Source organism: Cohnella nanjingensis, from assembly GCF_014212125.1.
Taxonomy (GTDB): Bacteria; Bacillota; Bacilli; order Paenibacillales; family Paenibacillaceae; genus Cohnella; species Cohnella nanjingensis.
On sequence record NZ_JACJVP010000020.1, the window covers coordinates 33,862 to 59,755 of the forward strand.

Here is a 25,894-nt window from a genome sequence, read left to right on the forward strand (position 1 = left end):
CCATGTGTAGATCGTACACCATGCGTCCGCCGGCAGACGTCCGTAGAGGCGCAAGAGCGATAAATCTTACACCATGATGGGATTGAAAGCGGTTACCCTTGCTCGGAATCGGCGTCATAATGACGGAGTAATCCATTCCGAAGGGAGCTCGAAGAGAGATGGGGAGCATGAGAAAAGTGTTCGGCGGGGTCATGGCGGCTGCGCTGGCGGCTTCGCTCGCGGCATGCGGCAGCGGAAACGGCAACGGCGGAGGAGACGCCGCGGCGAGCCCTAGCGCCGGCGCGACCGACAGCGGCGGCAGCGGCGCGGAGACGCCGAAGGACCGCGTGAAGCTCGAGTATTGGCACACGTACAGCGATCAAGAGGAGAAGGTGCTGACCGAGAAGATCAAGCCCGCGTTCGAGAAGGCGTACCCCAATATCGAGCTGCAGCTGACTCGCATGCCTTATGAGGGCTTGAAGCAGCAGGTCATCGCGGGCGTGGCGGGCGACGCGGCGCCGGACCTGATGCGCATGGATATCGTCTGGGTCCCGGAGTTCGCCTCCCAGGGCGCCTTGGCGAAACTGAGCGACCTGGAAGGGTTCGACGAGGTCAAGGCCAACGTGTTCGACGGACCGCTAGCGACCAACTTCTATGACGGCGCCTACTACGGCGTCCCCGTCAATACGAACACCAAAGTCGCCATTTACAACAAGAAGACGCTGGAAGAGGCGGGTCTCACGGAAGCGCCGAAGACGATGGACGAACTCGTGAAGGCCGCCGAGACGCTGAAGAGCAAGGGCAAGTTCGGGCTCGGCGTATCCGGGGTGAACGCCTGGGGACTCGCGCCTTGGTTCTGGAGCTTGGGCGGCAAGATCACGAATGACGACTACACGAAGTCCGACGGTTTCCTGAACAGTCCCGAGAGCGTGAAGGCGCTGGAGACGCTGGTGTCCTGGAACGCAAAAGGGCTGATCATCCCGACGATGCTGGGCGGCGAGCCGGGCGTCTGGGACGGCCTCAAGAGCGGGGACTACCTGATGACGGACGACGGTCCCTGGTTCTACAGCATCCTGATGAACGAGAAGGACGCGAAGTTCGATCCGATGGCGGAGACCGTGCGGGGCTTGATGCCTGCGGGCGCGGGCGGCAGCCGGTCCGTCATCGGCGGCGAGGATCTGGTCGTGTTCGCGAATTCGAAGCATCCGAAGGAAGCCTGGACGTTCGCCCAATGGATGATGACCGAAGAGCCGCAGAAGATCATGGCCGAGGTCGGCTTGATCCCGTCCAACAAAGCGGCGGCCGAAGCGATGAAGCAGATGGACATCCCGTTCGTCGGCGAGTTCGTGCAGCAGCTCGAGACGGCGCTGCCGCGGACGCCGATCCCGCAGTGGGGCGAGATGGAAGGCATCTTCAACCTGAGCTTCGAGAAGGCGATCCGCGGCGAGAAAAAGCCGAAGGAAGCGCTGGACGAAGCGGCCAAGCAGATCGACGCGCTCTTGAAATAAGCTAGGCACCTTGCTCGTGCTGCGGCCGCTTCGCCGAACGCCGACCGCGTTCGCGGCGAGGCGGCCGTTCCGGAGCTTCGAAGAGGAGAGGTGGGCGCCGTGTCCCCGAAGAGCAGATTCGCCATCGGATTCAGACAATGGATGGCCGTGCTGCCGTATATCGCGCTGGGGCTGATCGGAACGGCCGTATTCGTCCTTTATCCGATGATCAAGAATATCCTGATCAGCTTCCAGAACTTCAGCATCATGCCGAACGCCAGCAACGACTGGGTCGGCTTCGCCAACTACGCCAAGGTATTCCAGGACCCGAACGGCAAGTTCTGGATCGCCCTGCGCAACACGTTCCTGAACGTCATCGCCACCGTGCCGGTCAACTGGTTCCTGGCGATCCTGTTCGCGGTGCTCATCAACGCCAAGTTCGTCAAGTACAAGATCGCCTTCCGCACGATCTACTATTTGCCGATCGTGACGTCGTGGATCATCATCGCCCTGTTGTTCAAGTACCTGTTCGCGGACGGCGACGGCGGGTTCGTCAACTACATCCTGCACAAACAGTTGGGGCTCCTGCCCCAGGCGATCTCCTGGCGCAGCAACTACTGGTCGGCCATGATCATGATCTGGCTGTTCCACATCTGGAAGACCGTCGGCTGGGGCGTCGTCATCTACATGGCCGCCTTGCAGGGCGTCCCCAAGGACCTGTACGAAGCGGCGGATATCGACGGGGCGAACGCGGGCCAGCGGTTCTGGCACATCACGATCCCGCTGCTGAAGCCGATCAGCATCTTCGTCGTCATCAACCTCGTGAACGGAGCGTTCGGCTTTTTCCCGCAAGTGTACTTCATCACCAAAGGCGGGCCGATGGACCAGACCCAGGTCATCCCGAGCCTTATCTATACCCAAGCGTTCGAGCATCTGAAGTTCGGTCCGGCGGCGGCGATGGGCTTCATGATGGGAATCATGGTATTCCTGCTCACGTATTCGCAGATGACCAAAATCGGCAAGCAGAGAATGTTCTAAAGGAGGCGCGCACATGAAAACATCGCTGCTCGGCAAAATCGCGGTCTACGCGGCCATTCTTCTCGGCGCCCTTCTGTTCCTGTTCCCGTTCGTCTACATGATTCTGACGACCTTCTTCCTCGGCACGAACACGCTGCCGAAGCCGGACGAGGTGTTCCACGTCACGCCTAACTACACGAACTACGCGACGGTGTGGAACAAGAATCACTTCACGACCTACTTCATGAACAGCGTTATCGTCACGTCGGTCGCCATGGTCGGTTCGCTGTTCCTGGGGGCGCTGACCGCGTACGGATTCTCCCGGTTCGCGTTCCCAGGCAAGGAATTCGTGTTCCGCATCTTCCTGCTGACCATGATGATTCCGGGCGTTATCAACATCATTCCGCAGTTCGTCACGATCAAGGGCCTCGGCCTCGTCAATACGTATTGGGGGCTGTGGCTGATCTATATTGCCGGCGGCGTCGTCGGGAACATGTTCTTCCTCCGGGGCTTCTTCGAGAGCATTCCGAAGGAGCTGGAGGAGTCCGTGCTGATCGACGGGGGCGGCAGCTGGCGCATCTTCTGGAACATCTATCTGCCCCAATCGCTGCCAGCGATGGGGACGCTCGCGATCTTCATCTTCCAGGGCACGTGGGAGGAGTACTTCCTCGCCCTCACCTTGATCAAGAGCGAAGCGCTGCGGACGCTGCCGATCGCGATCCTGATGTTCAACGACAAGTACGCCACCAATTACGGCCAGATCTTCGCCGCTTCGATGATCGCCCTGCTGCCGGTCATCCTCATCTACATGGCCTTCCAGAAGAAGTTCGTGCAGTCCGGCTTCAACGAAGGCGGGGTCAAAGGGTAAAAGCGGCCGTCGGCCGTCTAGAGATTCGATAGAGAAGGGAATGCGATCATGAACGACATTAGCAAACGCGCCGTCGGCTTGCTTGCCGTCGCGCTGGCGTTGACCGTCCCTCTCTCCGCCTGCGAGCGTACCGCTCCGATCCGCGCGCAGGACGTTCCGGAGGCGAGCCTGCTCGGCGACGCATCGACGGACAAAGCCCGGTATGCGCCCGGCGAGACCGTCCGTTACACGATGAAGTTGAACGGGGACGCCCCTTCAGGCAAGCTCGTCGTCCGCTACAAGCAGCTGGACCGCGTCGTCGGGGAGACGAAGATGCCGGTGAAGGGGGCGAAAGAGCTCGTCTGGGAATGGAAGCCGCCCGCAGACGACTATACCGGCTATATGACGGAGATCTTCCTCGAGCGGGACGGCCATCTCGCGGACCGTCGCACGATCGCGGTCGACGTTTCGTCCGACTGGGGGAAGTTCCCGCGCTACGGCTACTTGGCCGACTTCATGTCCATGGAGCGGGCGAATCGGGAAGCGGTCATCGACCGGCTGAACCGCTATCATCTCAACGGCCTCCAATTCTACGACTGGCAATGGAAGCACCACGACCCGGTCAAGACGGACGAGGCGGGCCAGCCTGCCGCCGCATGGTCCGATATCGCGGGACGCGAAGTGTCGCTTGCGACCATGCGGGACTATATCGCGCTCGCGCACGGCAAGAACATGAAGGCGATGAATTACAACTTGCTGTTCGGCGCCTACGAGGATGCGGAACGGGACGGCGTGAAGCGGGAGTGGGGACTGTTCAAGGATCCGACCGGCGAGACGCAGGACCGGCATCCGCTCCCGGACGGTTGGGCCAGCGATATCCTATTGATGGACCCGTCCAATCCGGATTGGCAGCAGTACCTCATCGCCAAGGAGCGGAAGGCGTTCGAGCTGCTGCCGTTCGACGGCTGGCACGTCGACCAGTTGGGCGACCGGGGCGCCCGATGGACCGCGACCGGCAAGAGCGTCAATCTGGCCGCGACGTACGCGCCTTTCCTGCAGGCGGCGAAGCAGGGGCTCGACGTCGATTACGTCATGAACGCGGTCGGCCAATTCGCCCAGCCGTATATCGCCAAGCAGGCGCCGGTCAAGTTTCTGTACACCGAGGTGTGGGAGAGCCATCCGCAGTACAAGAACCTGAAGCAGATCGTCGACCAGAACCGGAAGCTGTCGGACGGCAAGCTGAACACGGTGCTCGCCGCGTACATGAACTACGACTTGTCCGACCGCAAGGGGGAATTCAACCGGCCCGGCGTTCTGCTGGCGGACGCCGTCATCTTCGCTTCCGGCGCTTCCCACCTGGAGCTGGGAGAGAACATGCTGTCCAAGGAGTATTTCCCCCATCGCAACCTAAGCGTGACGCCGGCGCTCGAGCGGGATCTGATCGCCTTCTATGACTTTCTGACCGGCTACCAGAACCTGCTTCGCGACGGAGCGGAGGATGCCGAGGTCGACGTGACGGACGATTCGGGTACGGCTTTGTCCCGGGAGGCGGAAGCGGGCAAGATCTGGACCTTCGCCAAGCGGAAGGACGACCGCGTGATGCTCCACTTGATCAACTTCGCGGACGCGAAGGGCATGAATTGGAACGACGCGAAAGGGACGCAAGCTGAGCCGACCGTGAAGGAGAACGTGCGCCTGGCCGTCCGGACCGACCGCAAAGTCGGCAAGGTGTGGATGGCGACCCCGGATTACTACGGCGGTTCTGCAGTGGAACTGGGCTTTAAGCAGGAGGGCGGATCGCTGCGCTTGACGCTGCCGAAGCTGCGGTATTGGGACATGGTCGTCATCGAATACAAGGGTTCTTAACGGACGCGGATAAAGGCGGTTGCCGGCGCTGTCCGCCTCGCCGGGCGATCGGACGGCATCGCGCGTTCGTCGCCGGAACGACGGCGAGCGTGGGGATCCGATTTGGAAAATGCTAGCATACGCCGATCCCGGGCTTTTGTAGTACACTTGAGCCAGAAAGGGGGGCGCTGGGATGGGCAACATTCGGATCTTCAACCGGTTCGCGACGCGGATGATCGTCGCGTTCGTCGTCGCGATCTTGTTCCCGGCTGTGTTTACGAGCGCCTCCTTCTATTTGGTCTCGAACAGCACGGTGAAGAACAACGTCCGGGAATCGTCCGTCCAGATCGCGCAGCAGGCGGCGGATTCCCTCTCCTTCATCCTCAACGCGGGCAGCGACGTCTCCGATCTGATCTATAGCGATCTAAAGATCCAGAACGTCGTGGCGAACAGCGGCGGCGCCAGTCAGAACCTGAAGGCGTGGCGGGAGAACGAGCGGTATCTGGAGAGCTTTCTGAACAACATCGTCTACTCCAGCTCGTTCGTGAATATCGTCTACGTGCTCAAGAATCAAGACGAGAGCTGGGGGAGCGGGACATTCTCCCGGATCAAGCTGTCGCATTACGACTTGAACGCCCTCGACTGGACCCGGGAGGCGAAGGCGAAGGACGGCGGCCTCGTCTGGCTGGGCCTGCAGGACGACCGCTTCAGCGGCGGCGGCGACAGCACGGAGCTGGTGCTGCCGATCGCCCGGATCATGAAGGACTTCGACACGATGAAGACGATCGGCTACGTTCTGGTCAATCTGAACGGACGCAAGATCTTGGACAACATCTCGCGCATGAAGCTCGGCGCGACCGGCGGTTTTTTTGTGGTGAACGAAGAGGGACGTATCATGGTGGACGCGAACCATGACCGGATCAACAAACCGGTCGCCAACGCCGGACTGCTCGCGAAGATTACGGGCGACGCCGCGGTTGAATTCGAGTTCGACGACGACGGCGTGCCTTCCTATGGCGTCAAGCAGCGTCTCGCCAACGGCTGGCTCATCGTGGGCACGGTGCCGATCCACGAGATCACGGACAAACTGGATACGCTGCACAATCATATTCTCCTGTCGTTCGGCGCGTTCACGCTGATCGGCATCTTGATCGGGCTCGCCATCGCGGGACGCGTCACGCGTCCGATCAAGCAGCTGACCCGGCAGATGAAGCTGGTCCAGCTCGGCGATCTCACCGCCCGCACCCACGTGCTCACCCACGACGAGTTCGGCTTGATGAGCCGCCAGTTCAACCGGATGATCGCCGACGTCGAACGGCTGATGGCGCAGGTCACGCGGGAGCAGCGGCAAAAGCAGGACGCGGAGCTGCGGGCGGTCGCCCACCGGATCAATCCGCACTTCCTGTTCAACACGCTCGGGACGCTGCGTTGGCTGATCAAGTACGATCAATCCGCCAGCGCCTACGAAGGCATCTCCGCGCTGATCCGGCTGCTCGAAGCGAACATGGGGAAGAAAGGGAACTTCGTCACCGTCGAGGAGGAATTGGACATCATCGAGAAGTACTTGGCGATTCTGGAGCTCCGGTACAGCCGCCGCTTCCGGCTAAACACGCAAGTAGACCCGGCAGCCGCCGCCTTCGTCATTCCGCGCATGATGATTCAGCCGCTCGTGGAGAACGCCGTTTTCCACGGCATCGTCCCCAAGGATACGGGCGGCGAGATCGCCATAGAGGCAAAAATGTCGGGAGAAGCCGTCGTCATCACGGTGAAGGATGACGGGATCGGACTCACGCCCGAGCGGGCGAGGATGATTCGCTCGATCCGCGAGACGGTCCGCGCGGGTCAGACCGGCATCGGCCTGCGCCATGTCGTCGAGAGCATCGAGTTGTACTTCGACCGGGGCTCCGAGGCGACGATCGGCGAAGCCGAAGGCGGAGGAACGGTCGTCCGGATCGTGCTGTATCCGAAGGCGTCGGGACAGGAGGGAGAAGCGCATGCTTAACGTCATGATCGTGGACGACGAGCCGGTAACCCGCTTCGGCATCAAAGCTTCGGTCGATTGGGCGCAGGAAGACATGCAGGTCGTCGGCGACTACGCCAACGGAGCGGCGGCGCTCGAGCGTCTCGCCGCCGGGCCGGTCGACATCCTCATCACGGATATCAAGATGCCGGTGATGGACGGATTGGCATTGACGCGCCATGCGCTGCAGCAGTATCCGCGGATCAAGGTCGTCCTGGTCAGCAGCCACAACGACTTCGCGTTCGTGCGCGAAGGGTTGAAGCTCGGCGTCGTAGACTACATCTTGAAGCACTCGCTGGAGCCGGAGGAGCTGATCTCGATTCTACGCAAATGCAAGGAGCTGATACGGGAGGACGAGCGGCTGGGCGTCCGGCTCCGGGAGGCCGGACATGAAGAGCGGATGCGGCTGCGCAAGCGGTACGAACAGGAGCTCAAACGGTATCTCGTCAAGCCGGAGGCGGCGATCGCGGAGCATGCCTATCCGTCTTGGCTGAAAGGGCCTTTTCAAGCAGCCTGCGTAAAGCTGAACCGCGTTCGGGATTTGAACGAGACGTATGGTTACCTGTACAAGTCGATCTTGTTGGATCAATTGTCCGAAGCGTTCTATGCGCGGGTCCCCGAAGGCATCGCGCTGACGACCGCGGAGAACGGGCTGTTCCTGCTCTTGCCGGGCGAAGCGGACGCTCCCTTATCCTTGGCGCGGCTGCGCGAGGAGCTGGCGGGAGAGGCCGAGCTGGGCGTCACGCTCGGATGGGTGACGGGCGATGGCCTATCCGCCGTTCCGGCCTGCTTCCGGGAGAGCATGACCGCCTGCGAACGGGGATTCTTCGAAGGCGAAGGGCTCTACGTCTATGCGGGAGACCGCAGCCGCGCCCACGGAGAGCAGCGGCTGCCGGACCGGGTGAAGGGGCTGACGGCGGGCGACGAAGCCTTCGAACGGCAGCTTGCGCTATGGCAGGCGGAATGGGCGAACGGCGGCATCTCGCCTTCGGAATTGAAAGAGAACGCTTGCCGGGTACTCTCCATGCGCTTCAAGATGACCGTCGACCCGTATGCGCTCGTCGAATCGTTCGAACGGCTGTTCCAGGCCGAATCGCTCGCAGAGCTGGCTCAGCTGCTGAAGGAGCAGATGTCGGAGCTCAGCGGCCTCGGCTCGCGGACGCTCGACGCGGCTGCCGCGTCGCATCCGATCGACATCGCGCTCGCCTACATCCGCGCGAACTATCTGGATGCGATGACGCTGCAGCAGGTGGCCGATGCCGTCCATGTGAGCAAGAACTACTTCTCGATCTTGTTCAAGAAAACGACGGGCCAGAACTTCATCGACTACGTGATCGACCTGCGCATCAACCAGGCCAAGGCGCTCTTGACCCATACCGATCTGCGCGTCTACGAGGTCGCCGAACGCTCGGGCTTCAACGACGTAAAGTACTTCAGCAAGCTGTTCAAGAAGATCGCCGGCTGCGCGCCGGTCGACTACCGGGAAGGGCGCAAGCTGAACCAAGCCGAGCCGGTCGACGATCGGGAAGGGCGCAAGCCCACGCCAGTCGAGCCGGCCCAAGGGGAGGGACGCGAATGAGCGGATGGCGCGGACGCGCTGCGCGCCGCTTCGGGGGAACGGCGCTAAGCTATCTTGTCTTCCTCGTCCTGGCGAGCGGCTGCGCGAAGAACGGCATCATCGAGAACGGAGCGGCCGTCGGCCGGCTGGACGACGCGCCCGTCAAGACGGTCGTCGTGTGGCACACGTATAGCGACGAGGAGAACCGGGTGTTCGAAGAGAGCGTCATCCCGGCATTCGAGCGGGAGAATCCGGGAATCCGCATCGAGTCGGTGCGGCAATCCTCCAATCAGGAGTACCAAGCCGCCCTGATCTCCCGCGCCTCGGCGAACAAGACACCGGACGTCGTCCGGCTCGATTATGCCTGGATTCCCCGGTTCGCGAGCCATGGGCTGCTGGAGCCGCTCGACGGCTATCCGGGATACGGCGAGGTCGCGTCCCAGATCGGCGCCCGGCTTTTGGAGCTGAACCGGATCGGTGACCGGACATACGGCTTGCCGCTCAATCGGAACGTGAAGGCCGCGATCTACAACCGTTCCCTGCTGGAAGCAGCGGGTCTGACGCGTCCGCCCGATTCGCTGCGGACCCTCGTCGCGATCGCCCGCAAGCAGCATCTGGTTCTGGGCATGTCCGGTCTTGAGATGTGGCAGTCGCTGCCGTACTTCTTCGCGCTTGGCGGCAAGCTGGCGGACGACCGTTTCGCGAGGACGGCCGGTTACCTGAACAGCGAAGACAGCATAAGGGCCGCCGAGACGATGGCGGGCCTCTATCGGGAAGGGGTGCTGAACCCGAATCTGCTGAACGGAGCCGGCGATCTGTGGTCGGAGGTGTCCGGGGGCGGGAAAGTGCTGATGATGGACGAGGGGCCTTGGTACTATAGCATCTTAATGAACGTCGCGAATCCGAAGGCCGATCTGCTGAAGACGACGCTGGCCGCGCCTTTCCCTTCGGACGGGGCGAACGGGCCGATCATCGGCGGGGAGAGTCTGGTCATGACGCGCGGCACCGTGCACAAGGCGGAAGCATGGACCTTTATCCGTTGGATGATGCGGAAAGAAACGCAGACCGCGATGTTCGCCGCCGGGCTCATCCCGACGAATGCGGACGCGTTGGCGGACGTGAAGGAGGCGGGTGCCGCGAATACGTATATGGACGCTTTCCTGAAAGGCATCGAGCATGCGTATTACCGGCCGCCGCTCCCCCGGTGGAACGAGATCGAGAAGATCTACGAAGAAGCGATGGAAGACATTTTCCTGGGCGTTCGCGACGTGCGCGGCATCTTGAACGAAGCGTCCGCCGCGATCGACCAGGTGCTCGCCTACCCCGGATAAGTACGGAAGCAGGAGATCGAGCGTTTTGGAGAGTGAGACCTCGGATGTTCGCCCGGTTGGCGAACAAGGATGGAGACCGCAAACGAGAGCGAGGAGCGAAGTCGATGGATACGATACGGGTGGGATTGATCGGACTGGGCAGCATGGCCCAGGCCCACGTCAGAGAATTGGAAAAGCTGCCCCGATTCCGCATCGCGGCGATCTGCGACGTGCAGGAAGCGGCCTTAGCGGAATGGGGCGAGCGGCTCAGCGTCGATCGGACGCATCGGCATGCGGACTATCGCGGGTTGATCGCGGATGAGGAGGTCGACGCCGTCGTTTCGATCACGCCTAACGTGCTGCATGCGGACATTATGGCCGTCTGCCTGGCGGCGAACAAGCCGTTTCTCTCGGAGAAGCCGTTCACGCGAACCTTCGCGGAGGCGGCCGAGCTGCTGGCGCGCTATGACGCGCATCCGGTGTCGGCCTTGATCGGATTCGGCTACCGCTATACGCCTGCGTTCCGGTTCGCGCGGGAGATGCTCGCGGAAGGACGGATCGGCGCGGTGCGTAGCTTTTCGATGCAGTATCTGCAGGGCTGGGGAGCCGCCGTCTACAACGTGCCGTACGTCTGGCGGTTCGACAAGGCCGTCACCGGGACCGGCACGCTCGGCGATCTCGGCGCGCATATGATCGACTTGGCCCACTATCTGTTCGGGCCGTTCGAGGAGCTGTCCGCGCGGCTGCAGACGTTGATTCCCGAACGCAAGAGCCTCTCGTCGGACGAGATGCTGGAGGTGGAGGTCGACGACTTCGCCAGCTTCCAGGCGCGCATGACCGGAGGGGCCGCGGGGATCTTCCAGACGTCGCGCAACTGCATCGGCTCGGGCAACCAGCTGGAAGTCTCCATCTACGGCGATCTCGGCACGTTGCACGCGAGCACGCTGGCGCAGGAGCAGGTGATCTGGATCCGTCTCGACCCGGATACCGGGGAACTGTCGGAACAGAAGCTGCAGGTGCCGTCGCGCGCGCGCCGCGCGCTGTGGGAGGACTTCGCGGAGATGCTCTCCGGCGAGTCGGCGGACGGCTTGCCGGACTTCAGGGCCGGGTACGAGAACCAGAAGGTGCTGGAGGCGATCGTCCGCTCGCACGAGGCGAAACGTACCGTCGCGTTGGCGGAGCTGTCGGCCGTGGGCGGAAAAGAGGAGTAGAGTAGAGTAGAGTAGAGTAGAGTAGAGTAGAGTAGAGTAGAGTAGAGTAGAGTAGAGTAGGATGCTTCTAGCAAGTTTAGTTGCAGTCGGCGTGCGTCATTAGGTTCGATAAAGTTGTATTGCGAGATTCGCTCCTAGTCGTGTTCACGTAGAAAAAGGTGCCTGGTAGCCATCATGAGATGACTAGAGGCGCCTTTTTCGGCGGCAGCGGATAAACCGGTTTTATCGGCATACGCGAAGCAGAATCGCCTAGCGACGAGCTGTAAGCCGATATTTTCGGCTTACGCGCGGCGGAATCGCCTGGCGGCGAGCTGTAAGCCGATATTTACGGCTTACGCGAAGCAGAATCGCCTGGCGGCGAGCTGTAAGCCGATATTAACAGCTTACGCATTGTAAGCTCAGCAGCTCGGCGTAATTAGCATGCGAATAGTCGCTCGATTCGAAAAAGGGGGGGTTGGCAGCCGAGCGGGAATGGTTGATAATGGGGCAGAAAGCGCATATCCCAAGGAGGTCTACGGCAATGGGGAATACGGATCTAATCGGCAGCGCGCCGGAACGAGAGGGCGTGTCCTCGCGCGGGCTCGCGGCATTTCTGGAAGCGCTTGACGGATGCGATCAAGAGATCGACGCTTTCGTGCTGCTGCGGCACGGCCGCATCATTGCCGAAGGGGGCTGGGCGCCGTATTCGTCGACGCTGCCCCGGCTGAGCAACTCGGTAAGCAAAAGCTTCGCCTCCACGGCGATCGGCATGGCGGTTGCGGAGGGCTTGTTATCCGTGGAAGACCAGGTCATCGCCTTCTTCCCGGACCAGTCGCCGTCCGAACCTAGCGAGCACCTCGCGGCAATGCGGGTGAAGCATCTCCTCACGATGTCGACCGGCCATCAGGTGGACACGTTGAACCTATTCGAGCAAGAGCTCGCGCTGAAGAAGGATTGGGTGCGGACCTTCCTGCACGCGCCCGTCGAAGAAGCGCCGGGCACGCGCTTCCTCTACAATAGCGGCGCGACGTACATGCTGTCCGCCATCTTGCAGCGCGTGACGGGCATGACGCTGTTCGACTACGCCAAGCCGCGCCTGTTCGAACCGCTCGGCATCCGGGAAGCGACTTGGCAGACTTGTCCGCTCGGGATTACGGTCGGCGGCTGGGGGCTCAGCATCTCTGCGGAGAGCTATGCCAAGTTCGGCCAGCTGTATCTGAACAAGGGGACGTGGAACGGCGAACGGCTGCTGAGCGAAGCATGGATCGAAGAGGCCACGGGCGTCCGCATCGCGACGGCGGCGCAGCCGGACGAAGATCATGATTGGGCACAGGGGTACGGCTACCAGTTCTGGCGCTGCCGTCACGGCGCTTTCCGCGCGGACGGGGCATTCGGCCAATTCATCCTCATCCTGCCGCGGCAGGACGCGGTCTTTGCCTTCACCTCCGCGATGTACGAGTCGCAGCCGATCCTCGATCTCATCTGGGCGCAGCTGCTGCCCTTGCTGGAAGGCGCGGATGGGCCGCTCGCGCCGGACCCGGAAGGCGAGCGCCTCCTCCAAGAGACGGCGGCATCCCTTCGGATCGCCGCCCCGCGCGAGATCGACCGATCGGCCACGGAACCGGCGGTCGACGGGCGACGTTATGCGTTCGAAGCGAATGGGCTTGGACTAAGAGAAGCGACAGTGACCTGCGGCGAGGAAGAAGTCGTCCTCGCTTGGACGAGTGAGCGGGGCGAGGCCCAGGTGCGTTTCGGACGCGGCGCTTGGGTCGTGAACGGCTCAACCGACGATCGCGCCGCTTGCGCGGCTAGCGCCACTTGGACGTCCGACGGAACGTTGAAGCTGACGATCCGGCCGCTTAGGACGGCCTATGTCAATACGATCGAGATTCGATTCGATCGCGAAGGAGAAGCGCAAATCGCGATCAAGCGGGACTACGACGTTTTCGTCTCGTCGCTAGGATCGTGGAAGGGACGCGCCGACGGCTAAAGCGGCGCTCGCGCAGACGCTTGCCTTGGCGAGCTTCCCGCGTACCCCCAAGCATGCTGCTCTAGTGGCAGCATGCTTTTTGGGGTTGCGCGTTCCGTCGCGTTCGGCGCTTATTTGGATTTGCGCTTCGGTATGCGTCCGAGCGCGCGGGCGTAACGCAGCACTTTGCGGTGCGTGCTCTTGTCCGGCAGATGCCGGAACAGGTAAGGGTCCGGGCTCGTGTTGAGCTCGATGATCCACGGCTTGTAGCCGGCGTCCAGGCCGATATCCGCCCCGACCATATTGATCCGCGGATAGACGCGGCTCAGTGCCGTCGCGGAGGCTCTGCCCACCTGTGCCAAGGTACGCTCGAGCTTGGCGATTCGCTGAACGCCTAGCTGGGGCTTCAGCAACGTCCGAATGCTCATCGGCGTGCCCCCGCTATGGTAATTCGTCACGATCTTGGCGGGATGGGAGAGGCGTCCGATGATGCCGGTCGCTTCCCAGGCCCGCTTGGCGTTTCGCTGAATCATGACGCGGATATCGAATCGTCTCCCGCGATAGGTGAGCAAGGGAATGCCCTTCTGCACGAGGTACGCGCCTTTGCGCTTGTGCCGGCCGATCGAGGCGAAAAGGGTACCGAAATCGCGGAACTCACGCCGTTTCTTATCGTGCTGGTAGCTGTACAGGGTTTTTCCGTTCTGCGAGCGCCGCTCCACTCGCATCACGCCGTTTCCGAACATCCCCGAATTCGGCTTGATGTAGACCATCCGGTAACGCGAGAGCATCTCGCGCAGGGCGGCCGCCGTCATCCGCCGCGTATCCGGCACGTAGGACCGCACGTCTCCGCTGCGCAAAATGGCCTTCGTCTTGGCCCATTTGCTGTGGACCGTCAGGCTGCCGGATCGGCTCATCCGATCACCTCCAGCCTTAGTGTATTCTAGTGCGATGTACCCGGCGCTAGGCATCCGAGGATCATCAAGCCCGTCAATAGAGAAGCCCCGTCAGCGCCCGAATCGGACGCAGGCGGGGCTTCTCTCCTATTCGTCGATCAACGGTGCAGTTTCTACATTCCCGAGATCAACCGCGATGTCTCCCCGTTCCTGTGATCAACCGTGCTGTCTCTCCGTGCCTGCGATCAACCGTGATGACCGTGGTGCATCGCCGCTTGCTGCTGCATGGGAGCCGACATTTCCGAATAGGTTTTCTGGCAGAGCATGTGCGAGATTCGGGGAATGTACACCGTCTCCCCCGCTCTCAGTTGATTCGGATTCGACAGATGCGGATTGGCTTCTTCCAGGATGGCATGCGGCATGTTGTAACGGTGGCAGACCGAAGCGAGCGTATCGCCCGCAACAGCTTGGTGCTGCGCGAACAGGGCGTCATCCGACTGCCCGTCGCGGAAGAAGGGAAAGCCGAACGGCGAGAAAAAGAAAAACGGGAACAAGAAACGGTTCGGGAAAAACGGATGGGGGAAAGGACGGAAGAACGGCCGGCCAAATCCGCCGCCAGGGAAAAAGCCACGATCCATCGTGAAAACCTCCAATAGGGTCATTTGTCTCTATAGGCTATAGCATAGACCCGAATTCGGTGACGCATTTGGGCGAAAATGGGCTTGGTCCGGCCAAAGTCGGCTTGCGGGCATCTTGCCCCATTCGAAGAGCAGCGGGATTTCCATGTGGGGTAAGCGCTTTATTTTATCGGTCTATTCGGCAAAAAGCTAACATAGGGATAACAATCCCGTAATTCACGGTTGATAAAACCGGTTTAATATGAGGCTTGTGCGAAAGATGACGCAAACTGCGATAGCCGGGGGTGGAAAAGCGAAAAAAATGCGGTGCACCCGTCTAAGTATCTATTAAACCGGTTTAACGAACGGTCGTGCGACCCCACCCACCAACTCTCCGCCGGGGAGACAAGAAAGGCTTATGATATGGCAACGATCGAAGATGTCGCGAGAGCGTCCGGCGTATCCAAAGGCACCGTCTCCAGCGTATTCAGCAAGAAACGCCCGATTAGCCGGGAAGTGACCGAGCGGGTGATGGCGGCCGCCAAGTCGCTGAATTACAAGCCGAATTATTGGGCGCGCAGCCTCGCGAGCAAGGCGACCCGGATTATCGGAATCAACATTCCGGGCGAGAAGTTCAAATTCAGCCAATTCCACCTCTCGCTGCTCAACGGCGTCCTCGGCGTCTGCTACGACAACGGATACCGGCTGCTCGTCAATACGCTGCCGCTCTCCTATCTGAACAGGACCGAGCATCTGTCTACCGATCCGATCGACGGGGAGATCCTGCTCGATCCCCAGACCGACGACCCCCGGATCGCGGAGCGGTTGACCGGTGAGATGCCCGTCGTCGTGATCGGCCGCCCGGCGCCCGAATTCGAGAACCGCGTCGCCTATGTGGATAACGACAACGTCGGCATGACGGTCGAGACCACCCGGTACCTTCTCGGGCTCGGCCACCGCAGCTTCCTGTTCCTGAACGCGCCGGCACACCGGACCGTTGCGGACGACCGGGCGCGCGGCTTCCTCGCCGCCGCGAGCGCCGCCGGCATTCCCGAAGCGTCGCGCAGAATCGTCTACAAGCCGGATGCCGACAGCTCGTCGCTGGACTTCGGCTACGAGACGACGCTGCGCGCCCTGCGCGAGGAGCCGGACATCTCGGCCGTCATCGCGGATACCGATACGATGGCGCTCGGCGCCTACAAGGCGGCGGAGTCGCTCGGCATCCGCATCCCGGACGCCCTGTCCGTGCTCGCGTTCAGCGACGATTCGGTCTTCTCCCCGGAGTTCGCGCCGCCTCTCACGGGCGTCCGGCTTCATGCCGAACGGCTGGGGCGGGAGGCGGCGCTTCTGCTGCTCGAGCGGATGCGCGAAGACGACAAGACCGTGAAGCGCACGATCGTCCCGACCGACATGGTCATCCGCAGTTCGTGCGCGGCGCCAACTTTACCTTATGGAGGGATTCATTCGTGAAAAGGAAAATCCATGCTTTATTGACGGTAACGACCGCCTCCGCCCTGCTATTGTCCGCCTGCGGCGGAAAAGAGAACGGAGCGAACGCTTCCCCTTCCGCCGCGTCGCCATCCGATTCCGCCGCTTCACCGTCGGCTTCCGGCGGGGCTTCGTCGCCCGCCGCAGGCGGCAAGCTGGCGATCCTCGCCGGCAACGTCGGCGGCAAGACGCCGGAAGGCAACACGGAATTCGCCAAAGCGATCGGCAGCCTGACCGGACTGGACGTGACGCTCGACAAGCCCGCCAGCGACTACGACCAGAAGGTGCTGACGGCGCTCGGCTCGGGCGCCAAGTACGACTTGATCGAGGTCAGCGACGTCGCCAAGCTCCGCGCGTTCATCGCGCAGGGCGTCGTCACCGACCTGACGGACTTCGTCCAAGGCTCGGCCGAGCTGTCCGATCCTTCGGTCATCCCGTCCGGCGAGTGGGAGCAGCTCAAAGGAGCGGACGGCAAGATCTACGGCGTCTTCTCCAAATTCCAAGGCGCGACGATGCCCATCGTCCGCAAGGATTGGCTGGACAAGTTGAAGCTGCAGGAGCCGAAGACGCTGGATGAGTTGTACAACGTCCTGAAGGCGTTCAAGGACGGCGACCCGGACGGCGACGGCAAGCCGAACACGTACGGACTGAGCACGTCGGGCCTTTACGACATCCAGGGCATCATGAGCGCGGCCGGCCTCAAATACCGCTACGTCATGAAAGACGGCAAGCGGACGATCCCCTACGCGTCGGACGCCGCGATTCCGATGTACGAATGGTTCGCGAAGCTGGTGAAGGAAGGCATCATGGATCCGAACTTTATCACCAACGATACGGCGAAGATGCGCAACCTGTTCCTCACCGACCGCGTCGGCATGATCACCTACTGGGACGCTTGGGTCGGCATGTTCAACAATCTGAAACAGCAGGAGGACCCGAAGACGACGTTCGTCGCCGCCGGCATGGCGAGTATTCCGGCTTCGGACGGCACGATCCTCATGCGCCGCGGCGATCCGGACTTCTGGATCATTCCGGCGAACGCGCCGCATCCGGACGCCGCCAAGAAGTTCCTGGAATTCTGGCACACCAAGGAAGGGATCACCCTCGGCAGCCTGGGCGTCGAAGGGCAGGATTATACGGTCGACAACGGGACCTATACGCTAACGGAGACCGGCAAGGCGGCGAACATGGATCACGGCGTCCCGTACTGGTACAACGCGAACGTCAAGTCGCCGTTCCCGCCGCTGCCGGGCGTGACGGAAGCGATGGCGCTGTCTAAGCAATACGCGACGCTGGAGCTTGCGCTCGACACGTGGCCCGACGCGGAGAAGATCGTCACGAACTATGCGCTGAAGGCGATGTCCGGCCAGATGGCGGCCAAGGACGCCGTCGCCAAGATGCAGAAGGAACTGAAAGACGCCAAGTTGATCGACGAATAACCGAAGCTGCATCGCGATGAACCAAGGACGGACGGGAAGCGCGGCTTCCCGTCCATCGGCGGTCATCCGGCAATCGCAGAGAAAGGGGGGCGAGACCCGATGAGGACGCTCAAGCGGCAAGGCATGCTCTACATCATGATGGTTCCCGTCGTTCTGTACTTCGTCCTGTTCGCCTATTATCCGCTCGCGAGAGGACTTCAAGCCAGCTTCCAGGATTACAAGCTGATGGGGGATAGACCCTATATCGGCTTTGACAATTATGAGACGGTGGCGCACGATCCGACCTTCTGGAACGCACTGTGGAACACGCTCGCGATCGGGGGCGGGATCCTCGTCGCCGGCTTTCTCGCGCCGCTGATCGTGGCGCTCTCGCTGAACGAGGTGTGGAGCCGGGGGTTCAAAAAGACGGCGCAGCTCGTCCTTTACGTCCCTCATCTGCTGTCGTGGGTCGTTATCGGCGGCATCTGCATCTTCCTGCTGTCCCCGGACACCGGGCTCGTGAACCTGCTGCTGGCGAAGGGGTTCGGCCTCGCGCCGATCAACTTCATGGCGGAGGAGGGCTGGGCGCGGGTCGTCATGGTCGGATCGGCCGTCTGGAAGGACATGGGCTACAACTGCATCCTGTTCCTGGCCGGGATCGTCGCGATCAGTCCGTCGCTGTTCGAGGCGGCGCGCATGGACGGCGCCACGCGCTGGCAGCAGCTGCGGTACGTGACGCTGCCCCAGCTGCTGAGCACGATGAAGGTGATTCTGCTCCTGAACACGCTGGGCTTGTTCCGCATCTTCGATCAGATCTTCGTGATGCGCAATCCGGCGATCGCGAGCAAGGTCGACGTGCTGATGATGTATACGTTCCAGAAAGGGATCATGGAGATCCGCATCGGCCCGGCCGCCGCGGCGAGCTTCTTCGTCGTCCTGTTCACGCTGCTGCTCACGGTCGTCGTCCGCCGAATGACGCGTTTTGACGAGGTGTAACATGGGAATCGAACGATTTGAACGCATGGGGTGGAAAAACAGGACGTTCGACGTCCTGAACGCGGTCTTTCTGATCGTATTGATGCTGACGATGATCGTGCCGTTCCTGAACGTCGCCGCGCTCGCCTTTTCCTCCGGGATGGCTTCGATGCGGCCCGATATCATTCTGTTCCCGAAGGACTTCAGCGTCGAAGGATTCGCGACGGTGTGGCACAGCTTGGACCTCAAGCGTCCCTTCGCGAACAGCGTCATCGTGACCGTCGCCGGGACGGCGCTGCACGTGCTGCTGTCCAGCATGGCCGGGTACGTGCTTATCCAGCCGCACTTGCCGGGCAAGAAGATCATGGTCTCGTTCATTCTGCTCACGATGATGATTCCGCAGGATGCGATCCTGATCCCGCTGTACTTGGTCAACAAAGACCTGCATCTCATTAATACGCTAGGCTCGCTTATCCTGTCGGGCATGATCTCCGGGTTCTCCATCCTGCTCATGCGCAATTACTTCCTTGGCGTCCCCTACGAGATGTCCGAGTCGGCGCAGATCGACGGCGCGGGCCCGCTGCGGATCTTCGCCTCGATGTATATGCGGTTGGCCAAGACGGGGCTCGCCACGGTCACGCTGTTCGAATTCGTGAGCCGCTGGAACATGCTGACGGCGCCGGTGCTGTTCATCAACGATCCGGCCAAAAATACGCTCCAGGTCGCGCTCAAATCCATGATCGTCGACGCCAGCGCGACGTCGAGCAACTTCCTCGTCACGACGAACGTGCGAATGGCCGGCATCCTCATCTCGATAATCCCGCTGCTGGCGATCTATCCGTTCGTGCAGCGGTACTTCATGAAGGGGCTCATGCTAGGGGCGAACAAAGAATAGAGGAGGCATTCTGCCATGCCACATGCCGAGACGATCGTCTTGCGCCGATTCATCGATAAAACGGAAGAGAAAACGTACCCCGAGGTGCCCTTCGCGGTCGAAGGCGACGTCGAGCGGATCGAAGTCCGCTATGCGTACGAGCGTCCGGACGGCCGGACGGTCATCGACATCGGGCTCCGCTCGCCGGAGCGGATCGTCGGCTGGAGCGGCGGCGCGCGGGCTTCCTTCTTCGTCGGCCTGGACACGGCGACGCCGGGCTACTTGGCCGGCCCGATTCCATCCGGGCAGTGGCGCGTCCTGCTGGGCGCTTACCGCGTGCCCGATGACGGGTGCGAGGTGGAGATGGAGCTGACGATCGTGCGCGAGCATCCGCGGTGGCTGAAGGGCGACCTGCACATGCACGGCGTCCACAGCGACGGCGCGTACGAGGTCGCAGACGCGATCCGGTCTTGCAAGGACAAGGGGCTCGACTTCGTCGCCTTCACGGATCACAACAACGCTTCGCAGAACCGCGCGACGCTTGCGGCCGACGACCGCCTCGTCCTCATCCCGGGCGTGGAGCTGACCAGCTACAAGGGGCACGCCAACCTGCTCGGACGGCTCGACGCGCTGGACGATTTCCGCGTCTTGACGCCGGATCGCGCGGCGGAGGCGCTTCGACGGGCGCAAGAGTCCGGCGCCCTGGTGTCGCTGAATCATCCGTTCTGCCCGGACTGTCCTTGGGAGCTCGGATTCGTTGTGCCGTACGACGCGATCGAGGTGTGGAACGGGCCTTGGCGTCCGCTGAACGAGACGGCCGTGCGCTGGTGGCACGAGCAGCTCGTTACCGGCCGCCGCATCGTCGCGATCGGCGGGAGCGATACCCATGCGCCGCACCCCCTTGTCGCGCACGGCATGCCGACCACGCACGTCCGTGCGGAAGCGGCTTCCAAGGCGGCCATCCTCGACGCGGTCCGCGCCGGACGCGTCGTGCTCTCCTTCGCGCCGGACGAGACGTTCGTCGATCTTGCGATCGGCGAAGCGGGCATCGGCGATACGCGGTCGGATGACGGCCAGACGGAGACGGCGCTGTCCGTGACCGTGACCGGCGCGGCAGGGGATACCGTCCGGGTATGGTCCGACCGCGGACTGGAGCGGGAATGGACGGTCGAGCGCGAAGGGGAATTCGTCTTCCGGGTGCCGACGGACCGACTGTTCTACCGCGCGGAAGCGTACCGATACTTGCCGGAATGGGAACGCGAGATCCTGTCGTGCTTGACCAATCCGATCTATATGCAGGGCGGGAACGATCGGGGGGAATCGACGGACTAAGCGATTCCGGCTCCCTCGCGCCGACGGACGAAATACGCGGTCCAGAACGCCGCCGCCCGAGGCAACCGGACCATCCGGTCACGCCGGGCGGCAGCGAACCGCCAACCGAAAGGGATGAAGCAGCGCACGCGCTGCTCATCCCTTTTTGCCGTCCGCTCGCGAACGGCGATGCGAGCTTAACTCGCTTTTCTTCCTTTCCGCGCACCGAAGACCCCCTAAGAGATGCTATATTAGGTGTATTGGAAGCCGTTACAGATATCGCCAAATCTTTTTTTGGATGCGTGATAGATCCGGACCGCCGCCGGCATCTGTATAGACGGAGGGGAGAACGTGGATTACTTGACGCTCGAACGGGCAAATCCGGAACCTGCATCCGCGAACGAGAGCGTGGAGAGAGAGTTGGTCGATCGGGCGCGCTCCGGCGACCGGGAAGCCTTCGGCGAGCTGGTCCGGCGGCATCGGGCCGAAGCCTTGGGACTGGCGGGCGCTTTGACGCGGGATGCGCACCTGGCGGAGGACGTCGTGCAAGAAGCGCTGATCCGGGCGTTTCTGCATCTGGGGACGCTCATGGATACCGGGCGGTTCATGCCCTGGTTCCACCGCATCGTGCGCAATCAGGCGTATATGAAGCTGCGGCGGGGAGGGCCGAACGGCAGGGAGATTCCGGTCACCGGACTGTCGGCTCCGGCCGGGAGACCCGAGCGGGATCCGAATCCGTCCGATTGGCACGACCTCGACCGCATTCTCTTCCGGTTGATGGATCACGCGGCGGAGGAAGCCAGGAGGCTGACTAATCCGGAAGCGTGCCTCGTGCGCAAAGAGATGCTGCAGAGCATTCGCCTGCTGCTCCAATGCCTGAACAAACGGGAACGCGGCATCTTCGAGGCCCGTTTCTTCGGCGAGCTTCCGCCTTCCGAGATCGCGACGCTGTTCCATACGTCGACCGCCAACGTCTACAACTCGCTGTCCCGTTCGCGGGTCAAGCTGCAGCGGGAGCGGATCCGGATCGCCATCCGGGACTACGTCCAGAGGCGGTCGGAGCTCGGACTGCCGCCGAAGCGGATTCTTGCTCCGCCACCGTAACCAAACGAAGGAGGAATCGGCAAATGACAGCAGCAACGGAGAAGGATTGGACCAAAACGATGACGACGGCGGCCTCTGCGATCTATGGCGCCGTGAGCTACACCGACAAAAAGCATCTGACGCTGGTCGACGTCATGGGCCTGACCGGGCACGCGTTCCGGTTGAACATCGATCCGAAGCAGATTCACGCGGCGGGACCGACCTCGTTCCCCGGGGGATACATTCTGCGGCGCAATCTGGCGAATCTCGGCTTTATCTCCAACCTTGCGGATGCCGAGATGCCCGTCACGCCCGAGCTGGCGGAGCGGACGATCGCGCTCGTCCAGCAAGCGATCGACCGGGGCACGCCGGCGATCGCGTTCGATCTGTTCATTCCCGAGTTCGGCCTTATCTACGGGTATGACGACGAACGGCAGCTGTTCCATGCCAAGGACGTCTCCCATGACGGGACGATCTCGTATCGGCAGTTCGTCGAATCGAAGATCGGGGTGCTGTTCGCCGTCACGATCGCGGAGAGCCTGCCGCACTCCAAGTACGAGATGCTGCGGATGGCCCTCGATATGATCGTCAGCCATGCGCGGGGCGAAGAGTGGAATCATGTCTTCAAAGACAAGTTCGCGATGGGTCTCTCCGGCTACGGCGCCTGGATCGACGTCATGCGCAAGCGGGAGGCCGACGCGTTCGGCAACGCCTACAACGTAGAGGTCGTCGCGGACGCGCGCGCGTTCGCGGCGGAGTTCCTGCGGCGGCTGACCGTGCAGTGGAACGGCGCGAACATCGTGGAACGCATGGTCAGGGAGCGGGCGGCGGAGGCCGCCGCGCACTACGAAGCCGTCGCGGAAGCGTTCCGCGGCATGGAATCGTTGTTCCCGTTCCCGCAGGGCGGCACGCCCCAGGATGCCGAGATCGCCGATCGCGCCGTCGTCCTGCTCGCGGACGCCCAAGCGGCGGAGGAGAAAGGCGTCAAAGTGCTGGAGCAGCTGTTCGACTTTATGAAAGCCTATTATTCGGAGGTATGGGTGCATTAGGCGGTCAAATTCGGATGTCCGTACCAAGGAGGATTATTCCATGTTAACGCGGGAACCGAAAGAAGCGCAGACGGGATTTGCCTTTACTCGCATTGGCTACGCCTACGTCCCGACGACGCGAATAGATGAATCGATTGCCTGGTATACGGAGCATTTGGAGATGAAGCTCGAGAACAAGTTCGAAGAGCGGGGCTCTAACCTCGCCGTTCTACGCCACCCTCATGTGCATGCCATCGCACTGCTGCTCGTCGAGACGACCGACGCTCGGCCGCTCGAAATCTTGCGGAACGGAACCCCCTTCCCGATTATGGCCCTGAATTGCCCGGACATCGCGCGCACCCACCGGATGCTCCTGGAGAAGGGCGTAGCCGTAGATGACCTGCACACGCTGGGAGCCGGAGAAGCAAAGTACTTTTACTTCCGGGACAATGAGGGCAACCTGCTGGAAGCGGCATGGTCGATATGGGATCCCCAAGATGCGATCCGTCAGAGCTTCTCCGAGTCTGCCGACCGCGCAACTTTAAACGAAATTTAACTTCCCATTCCCGAAACCGCTCGTCTATGATAGGGACAATTGTGTAGAACGAGGCGGTGCATCAAATGAAGAAACGCGTGCTCTATATCGAAGACGACCGCGATATTGGACGCTGGGTCAAAGAAGACTTGGAACGCAGAGGCTATGAAGTGGACTGGCAGCTCTCGGGCGAGGAGGCGGCGGAGCGGGCGAAGCGCGCGGATCTCGTCGTGCTCGACGTCATGCTGCCGGGCTTGGACGGCTTCACGGTCGGGCAGCGGATCAAAAAAGAGGTTCCGAACGTGCCGATCCTCATGCTGTCCGCGCGGACCTCGGTGGACGACAAGCTGCAGGGGTTGCGGTTCGCGGACGATTACTTGACGAAGCCGTTCCACCCGGACGAGCTGGCCGCCCGGCTGGACGTGCTGCAGCGGCGATACGGCCGGGAGCCCGGACGGACGATCCGGCTCGAGCATCTCGCCGTTACGCCGGACCGTCAGACGGTCGTCGACGGCCGCACGGGCGAAGAGATTCTCTTGACGCCGAAGCAGCTGCAGATTCTGCTCTACTTTCTGCGCAATCCCAACCTCATCCTGACGAAGGAACAGATCTACGAGGCGGTATGGGGAGATCCCTACATCGAAGGCGACAAGTCCGTCATGGTGCATATCCGGTACCTCCGGGAGAAGATCGAACGCGATCCCGGGAACCCGACGATCATCGAGACGATCCGCGGAATCGGCTACCGGGTGAAGCAATGAAGGGCTTGCTGCGCCGTCTCCGTCTAAAGCACTCCCTGCTGAACAAATACTTGCTGATCGTCCTCTCCGCGCTCTTGCTGCTACCCTTCGCGTTCCCGCTGATCGGCATTCTCCTCGTGCTCCCCAGTTGGACGCAGAACGCCGATCCGGACAACCGGTACCGCGACGGCATGCGGCTAGAGCGCATGTGGCATGCGGAAGCGGCCAAGCTGGAAGGGGCGTCCGCGGCCCGCATCGATGCGGAGCTGCGCCGGCTGCGGGCCGACTATCCGAAGGCGGAGATGTTCTGGGTGGACGGCAGCGGGACGACGCGCCTCCGGCTGCCCGAAGCGCTGCAGCTTCCAGCGACGTGGAGCGCGTCCTATACCGTCCAGTTCATGAAGACGAGAAGCGGCGGCGACATCTTCACCGTCGTGGCCTTCATCGGATCGGGCCGAGACCAGGGCTTCATGGTGCTGCAGCTTCCGCGGATCTTGTTGGAGTCGGTCGGAGAGGCGACGCGGAGGAACTACGGGACGATCTACGTGGGAGGCATTCTGCTCGCGCTGGGGTTGTTCCTGTCCGTGTCGCTGCTGTTCTTCCTCCGGATTCGGCGGCGCCTCGTACGGCTGGAGCGGGCGATGGCCTGGCCGACGGACGACGGCATCCCGCAGACCGTCGCCGCGGACCGCGAAGACGAGATCGGGCGGCTGGAGCTGGCGTTCAACGAGATGGTCCGCAAGCTCGAGGCGAGCCGGGCGCGGGAGGCCGCGGAGACGGAGCTCCGCCAAGACTTGATCGCGAAGCTGTCCCACGATCTGCGGACGCCGCTGACGGCGATCCGGGGCCACGCCTATAGCTTGAACCAGGAGGCGCTCAGCGAGCGGGGGCGCGAGTCGCTCGGCCTGATCGACCGCAAGACCGCGTATCTCGGCCAATTGATCGAGAACCTGTTCTCCTTCACGCTGCTGTCGTCCGGTCAATACCCGTACCGCCCGCAGCGCGTCGATATCGTGCGGATGGCCAGAACGCACTTCGCGGGCTGGTACCCCGTCTTCGAGCAGGAGGGGTTCGAGGTCGATACGGACTTGCCGGAAACGGCCGTCTACTGGGAGATTGACCCCGAATGGATGGAGCGGATTCTCGACAACTACTTGCAGAACGTGCTCCGCCATGCCCGAGAGGGCCGATACGTCGCCTTGCGGGTATCCGCGGAAGCGGGCGGAAGCATCGCGATATCCGATCGGGGACCCGGGATGACCGGGGAGTCGGAATCCCGGGGCGCGGGCATCGGACTGTCGATCGCCGCCCTGATGCTGAAGGACATGCGCTTGCGCGTCGACGTGCGCAGCGGTCCTTCCGGCACGACGATCCGGATCGGCCGGATCGCGGCGCCGGGCGGAGGACCGGCGGTTTGACGAACCGGCGTCTTGCAAGACTGCGGCTGCAAGAGATTTTCCAGCCCTTGACCGTTGGCGCGTCGGAAGTCCTCGCCGGACTTCCGGCGCTCTTTTTATGAAAATGGGTCTTGGCCATTATCCCTTTCAGGGCATACACGCCTAATAATAGTAGGGAATATTCGTCTTCGGTTGGGCAAAGGTCGCCCGGAATTCATCGGCTGGGACCTGTCCGGTGGTGCTTGCTGGTGGTGCTTGATGGTGGTGCTCGCTGGTGGTGCTTGATGGTTGTTCTTTCTCGTGGTGCCTTCTC

General features: G+C 62.0%; 21 protein-coding genes. 19 read left to right on the forward strand and 2 right to left on the reverse strand.

The window, feature by feature from the left end; genetic code table 11:
• Positions 1–167: 167 nt before the first annotated feature.
• The 9 genes from H7C19_RS11615 (at position 168) to H7C19_RS11655 (ending at position 13,243) form a co-directional block, all read left to right on the forward strand.
• The gene (locus H7C19_RS11615; RefSeq protein WP_185142810.1) at positions 168–1,487 is read left to right on the forward strand and encodes an extracellular solute-binding protein; all 1,320 of its coding nucleotides are present in this window, start codon (positions 168–170) and stop codon (positions 1,485–1,487) included.
• Between the two features lie 99 nt (positions 1,488–1,586).
• Entirely contained in the window at positions 1,587–2,504 is a 918-nt protein-coding gene (locus H7C19_RS11620; protein ID WP_185142811.1) for a carbohydrate ABC transporter permease, read from the forward strand.
• 13 nt (positions 2,505–2,517) lie between these two features.
• Positions 2,518–3,351 carry a carbohydrate ABC transporter permease gene (locus H7C19_RS11625; protein ID WP_185142812.1) on the forward strand — a complete coding sequence of 278 codons (834 nt, stop codon included), beginning with the start codon at positions 2,518–2,520 and terminating at the stop codon, positions 3,349–3,351.
• Between the two features lie 48 nt (positions 3,352–3,399).
• Entirely contained in the window at positions 3,400–5,196 is a 1,797-nt protein-coding gene (locus tag H7C19_RS11630; RefSeq protein WP_185142813.1) for a glycoside hydrolase family 66 protein, read from the forward strand.
• 172 nt (positions 5,197–5,368) lie between these two features.
• On the forward strand, positions 5,369–7,177 hold the full coding sequence (locus H7C19_RS11635; protein ID WP_185142814.1) for a cache domain-containing sensor histidine kinase: 1,809 nt from the start codon (positions 5,369–5,371) through the stop codon (positions 7,175–7,177).
• On the forward strand, positions 7,170–8,774 hold the full coding sequence (locus H7C19_RS11640) for a response regulator transcription factor (RefSeq protein WP_185142815.1): 1,605 nt from the start codon (positions 7,170–7,172) through the stop codon (positions 8,772–8,774). The genes H7C19_RS11635 and H7C19_RS11640 overlap by 8 nt, the downstream gene beginning before the upstream one ends.
• Positions 8,771–10,084 carry an extracellular solute-binding protein gene (locus H7C19_RS11645; RefSeq protein WP_185142816.1) on the forward strand — a complete coding sequence of 438 codons (1,314 nt, stop codon included), beginning with the start codon at positions 8,771–8,773 and terminating at the stop codon, positions 10,082–10,084. Before H7C19_RS11640 ends, H7C19_RS11645 begins: the two co-directional genes overlap by 4 nt.
• A 104-nt stretch (positions 10,085–10,188) precedes the next feature.
• Positions 10,189–11,274 carry a Gfo/Idh/MocA family protein gene (locus H7C19_RS11650; RefSeq protein ID WP_185142817.1) on the forward strand — a complete coding sequence of 362 codons (1,086 nt, stop codon included), beginning with the start codon at positions 10,189–10,191 and terminating at the stop codon, positions 11,272–11,274.
• A gap of 520 nt (positions 11,275–11,794) precedes the next feature.
• A complete protein-coding gene (locus H7C19_RS11655) occupies positions 11,795–13,243 on the forward strand; it encodes a serine hydrolase domain-containing protein (RefSeq protein ID WP_185142818.1) in 1,449 nt (482 codons plus the stop codon).
• A gap of 110 nt (positions 13,244–13,353) precedes the next feature.
• On the opposite strand, the gene H7C19_RS11660 is transcribed toward H7C19_RS11655, so the two are convergent.
• Entirely contained in the window at positions 13,354–14,136 is a 783-nt protein-coding gene (locus H7C19_RS11660) for a YheC/YheD family protein (protein WP_185142819.1), read from the reverse strand.
• Between the two features lie 224 nt (positions 14,137–14,360).
• On the reverse strand, positions 14,361–14,753 hold the full coding sequence (locus tag H7C19_RS11665) for a LysM peptidoglycan-binding domain-containing protein (RefSeq protein ID WP_185142820.1): 393 nt from the start codon (positions 14,751–14,753) through the stop codon (positions 14,361–14,363).
• 402 nt (positions 14,754–15,155) lie between these two features.
• On the opposite strand from H7C19_RS11665, the gene H7C19_RS11670 reads away from it, so the two are divergent.
• The 10 genes from H7C19_RS11670 to H7C19_RS11715 all read left to right on the forward strand — a co-directional run bounded on the left by H7C19_RS11670 (position 15,156) and on the right by H7C19_RS11715 (position 25,602).
• Entirely contained in the window at positions 15,156–16,202 is a 1,047-nt protein-coding gene (locus H7C19_RS11670) for a LacI family DNA-binding transcriptional regulator (protein ID WP_185142821.1), read from the forward strand.
• Positions 16,199–17,659, forward strand: a complete 1,461-nt coding sequence (locus tag H7C19_RS11675; RefSeq protein ID WP_313731573.1) for an extracellular solute-binding protein — start codon at positions 16,199–16,201, stop codon at positions 17,657–17,659. The genes H7C19_RS11670 and H7C19_RS11675 overlap by 4 nt, the downstream gene beginning before the upstream one ends.
• A 99-nt stretch (positions 17,660–17,758) precedes the next feature.
• Positions 17,759–18,634 carry an ABC transporter permease subunit gene (locus H7C19_RS11680; RefSeq protein ID WP_185142822.1) on the forward strand — a complete coding sequence of 292 codons (876 nt, stop codon included), beginning with the start codon at positions 17,759–17,761 and terminating at the stop codon, positions 18,632–18,634.
• A gap of 1 nt (position 18,635) precedes the next feature.
• Positions 18,636–19,508 (forward strand): carbohydrate ABC transporter permease, encoded by an 873-nt coding sequence (locus H7C19_RS11685; protein ID WP_246469445.1) that lies wholly within the window; start codon positions 18,636–18,638, stop codon positions 19,506–19,508.
• A 15-nt stretch (positions 19,509–19,523) separates the two neighbouring features.
• Positions 19,524–20,819, forward strand: coding sequence for a CehA/McbA family metallohydrolase (locus tag H7C19_RS11690; RefSeq protein WP_185142823.1), 1,296 nt, complete (start codon positions 19,524–19,526; stop codon positions 20,817–20,819).
• Between the two features lie 330 nt (positions 20,820–21,149).
• The gene (locus H7C19_RS11695; RefSeq protein WP_313731578.1) at positions 21,150–21,902 is read left to right on the forward strand and encodes an RNA polymerase sigma factor; all 753 of its coding nucleotides are present in this window, start codon (positions 21,150–21,152) and stop codon (positions 21,900–21,902) included.
• A 23-nt stretch (positions 21,903–21,925) separates the two neighbouring features.
• Positions 21,926–22,930: a hypothetical protein gene (locus H7C19_RS11700; protein ID WP_185142824.1), complete on the forward strand. Its 1,005-nt coding sequence runs from the start codon at positions 21,926–21,928 to the stop codon at positions 22,928–22,930.
• Positions 22,931–22,970: 40 nt separating this feature from the next.
• On the forward strand, positions 22,971–23,465 hold the full coding sequence (locus H7C19_RS11705) for a VOC family protein (protein WP_185142825.1): 495 nt from the start codon (positions 22,971–22,973) through the stop codon (positions 23,463–23,465).
• A gap of 65 nt (positions 23,466–23,530) precedes the next feature.
• A complete protein-coding gene (locus tag H7C19_RS11710) occupies positions 23,531–24,205 on the forward strand; it encodes a response regulator transcription factor (protein WP_185142826.1) in 675 nt (224 codons plus the stop codon).
• Entirely contained in the window at positions 24,202–25,602 is a 1,401-nt protein-coding gene (locus tag H7C19_RS11715) for a sensor histidine kinase (protein ID WP_185142827.1), read from the forward strand. Before H7C19_RS11710 ends, H7C19_RS11715 begins: the two co-directional genes overlap by 4 nt.
• Positions 25,603–25,894: the final 292 nt, after the last annotated feature.

Bases quoted from the DNA above. Each gene is read 5' to 3' on its own strand.
- H7C19_RS11645 (WP_185142816.1), top strand. From the start codon at position 8,771: ATGAGCGGATGGCGCGGACGCGCTGCGCGCCGCTTCGGGGGAACGGCG.
- H7C19_RS11660 (WP_185142819.1), bottom strand. From the start codon at position 14,136: ATGAGCCGATCCGGCAGCCTGACGGTCCACAGCAAATGGGCCAAGACG.
- H7C19_RS11630 (WP_185142813.1), top strand. From the start codon at position 3,400: ATGAACGACATTAGCAAACGCGCCGTCGGCTTGCTTGCCGTCGCGCTG.
- H7C19_RS11685 (WP_246469445.1), top strand. From the start codon at position 18,636: ATGGGAATCGAACGATTTGAACGCATGGGGTGGAAAAACAGGACGTTC.
- H7C19_RS11680 (WP_185142822.1), top strand. From the start codon at position 17,759: ATGAGGACGCTCAAGCGGCAAGGCATGCTCTACATCATGATGGTTCCC.
- H7C19_RS11650 (WP_185142817.1), top strand. From the start codon at position 10,189: ATGGATACGATACGGGTGGGATTGATCGGACTGGGCAGCATGGCCCAG.
- H7C19_RS11710 (WP_185142826.1), top strand. From the start codon at position 23,531: ATGAAGAAACGCGTGCTCTATATCGAAGACGACCGCGATATTGGACGC.
- H7C19_RS11635 (WP_185142814.1), top strand. From the start codon at position 5,369: ATGGGCAACATTCGGATCTTCAACCGGTTCGCGACGCGGATGATCGTC.
- H7C19_RS11670 (WP_185142821.1), top strand. From the start codon at position 15,156: ATGGCAACGATCGAAGATGTCGCGAGAGCGTCCGGCGTATCCAAAGGC.
- H7C19_RS11615 (WP_185142810.1), top strand. From the start codon at position 168: ATGAGAAAAGTGTTCGGCGGGGTCATGGCGGCTGCGCTGGCGGCTTCG.
- H7C19_RS11700 (WP_185142824.1), top strand. From the start codon at position 21,926: ATGACAGCAGCAACGGAGAAGGATTGGACCAAAACGATGACGACGGCG.
- H7C19_RS11625 (WP_185142812.1), top strand. From the start codon at position 2,518: ATGAAAACATCGCTGCTCGGCAAAATCGCGGTCTACGCGGCCATTCTT.
- H7C19_RS11655 (WP_185142818.1), top strand. From the start codon at position 11,795: ATGGGGAATACGGATCTAATCGGCAGCGCGCCGGAACGAGAGGGCGTG.
- H7C19_RS11690 (WP_185142823.1), top strand. From the start codon at position 19,524: ATGCCACATGCCGAGACGATCGTCTTGCGCCGATTCATCGATAAAACG.
- H7C19_RS11640 (WP_185142815.1), top strand. From the start codon at position 7,170: ATGCTTAACGTCATGATCGTGGACGACGAGCCGGTAACCCGCTTCGGC.
- H7C19_RS11665 (WP_185142820.1), bottom strand. From the start codon at position 14,753: ATGGATCGTGGCTTTTTCCCTGGCGGCGGATTTGGCCGGCCGTTCTTC.
- H7C19_RS11705 (WP_185142825.1), top strand. From the start codon at position 22,971: ATGTTAACGCGGGAACCGAAAGAAGCGCAGACGGGATTTGCCTTTACT.
- H7C19_RS11715 (WP_185142827.1), top strand. From the start codon at position 24,202: ATGAAGGGCTTGCTGCGCCGTCTCCGTCTAAAGCACTCCCTGCTGAAC.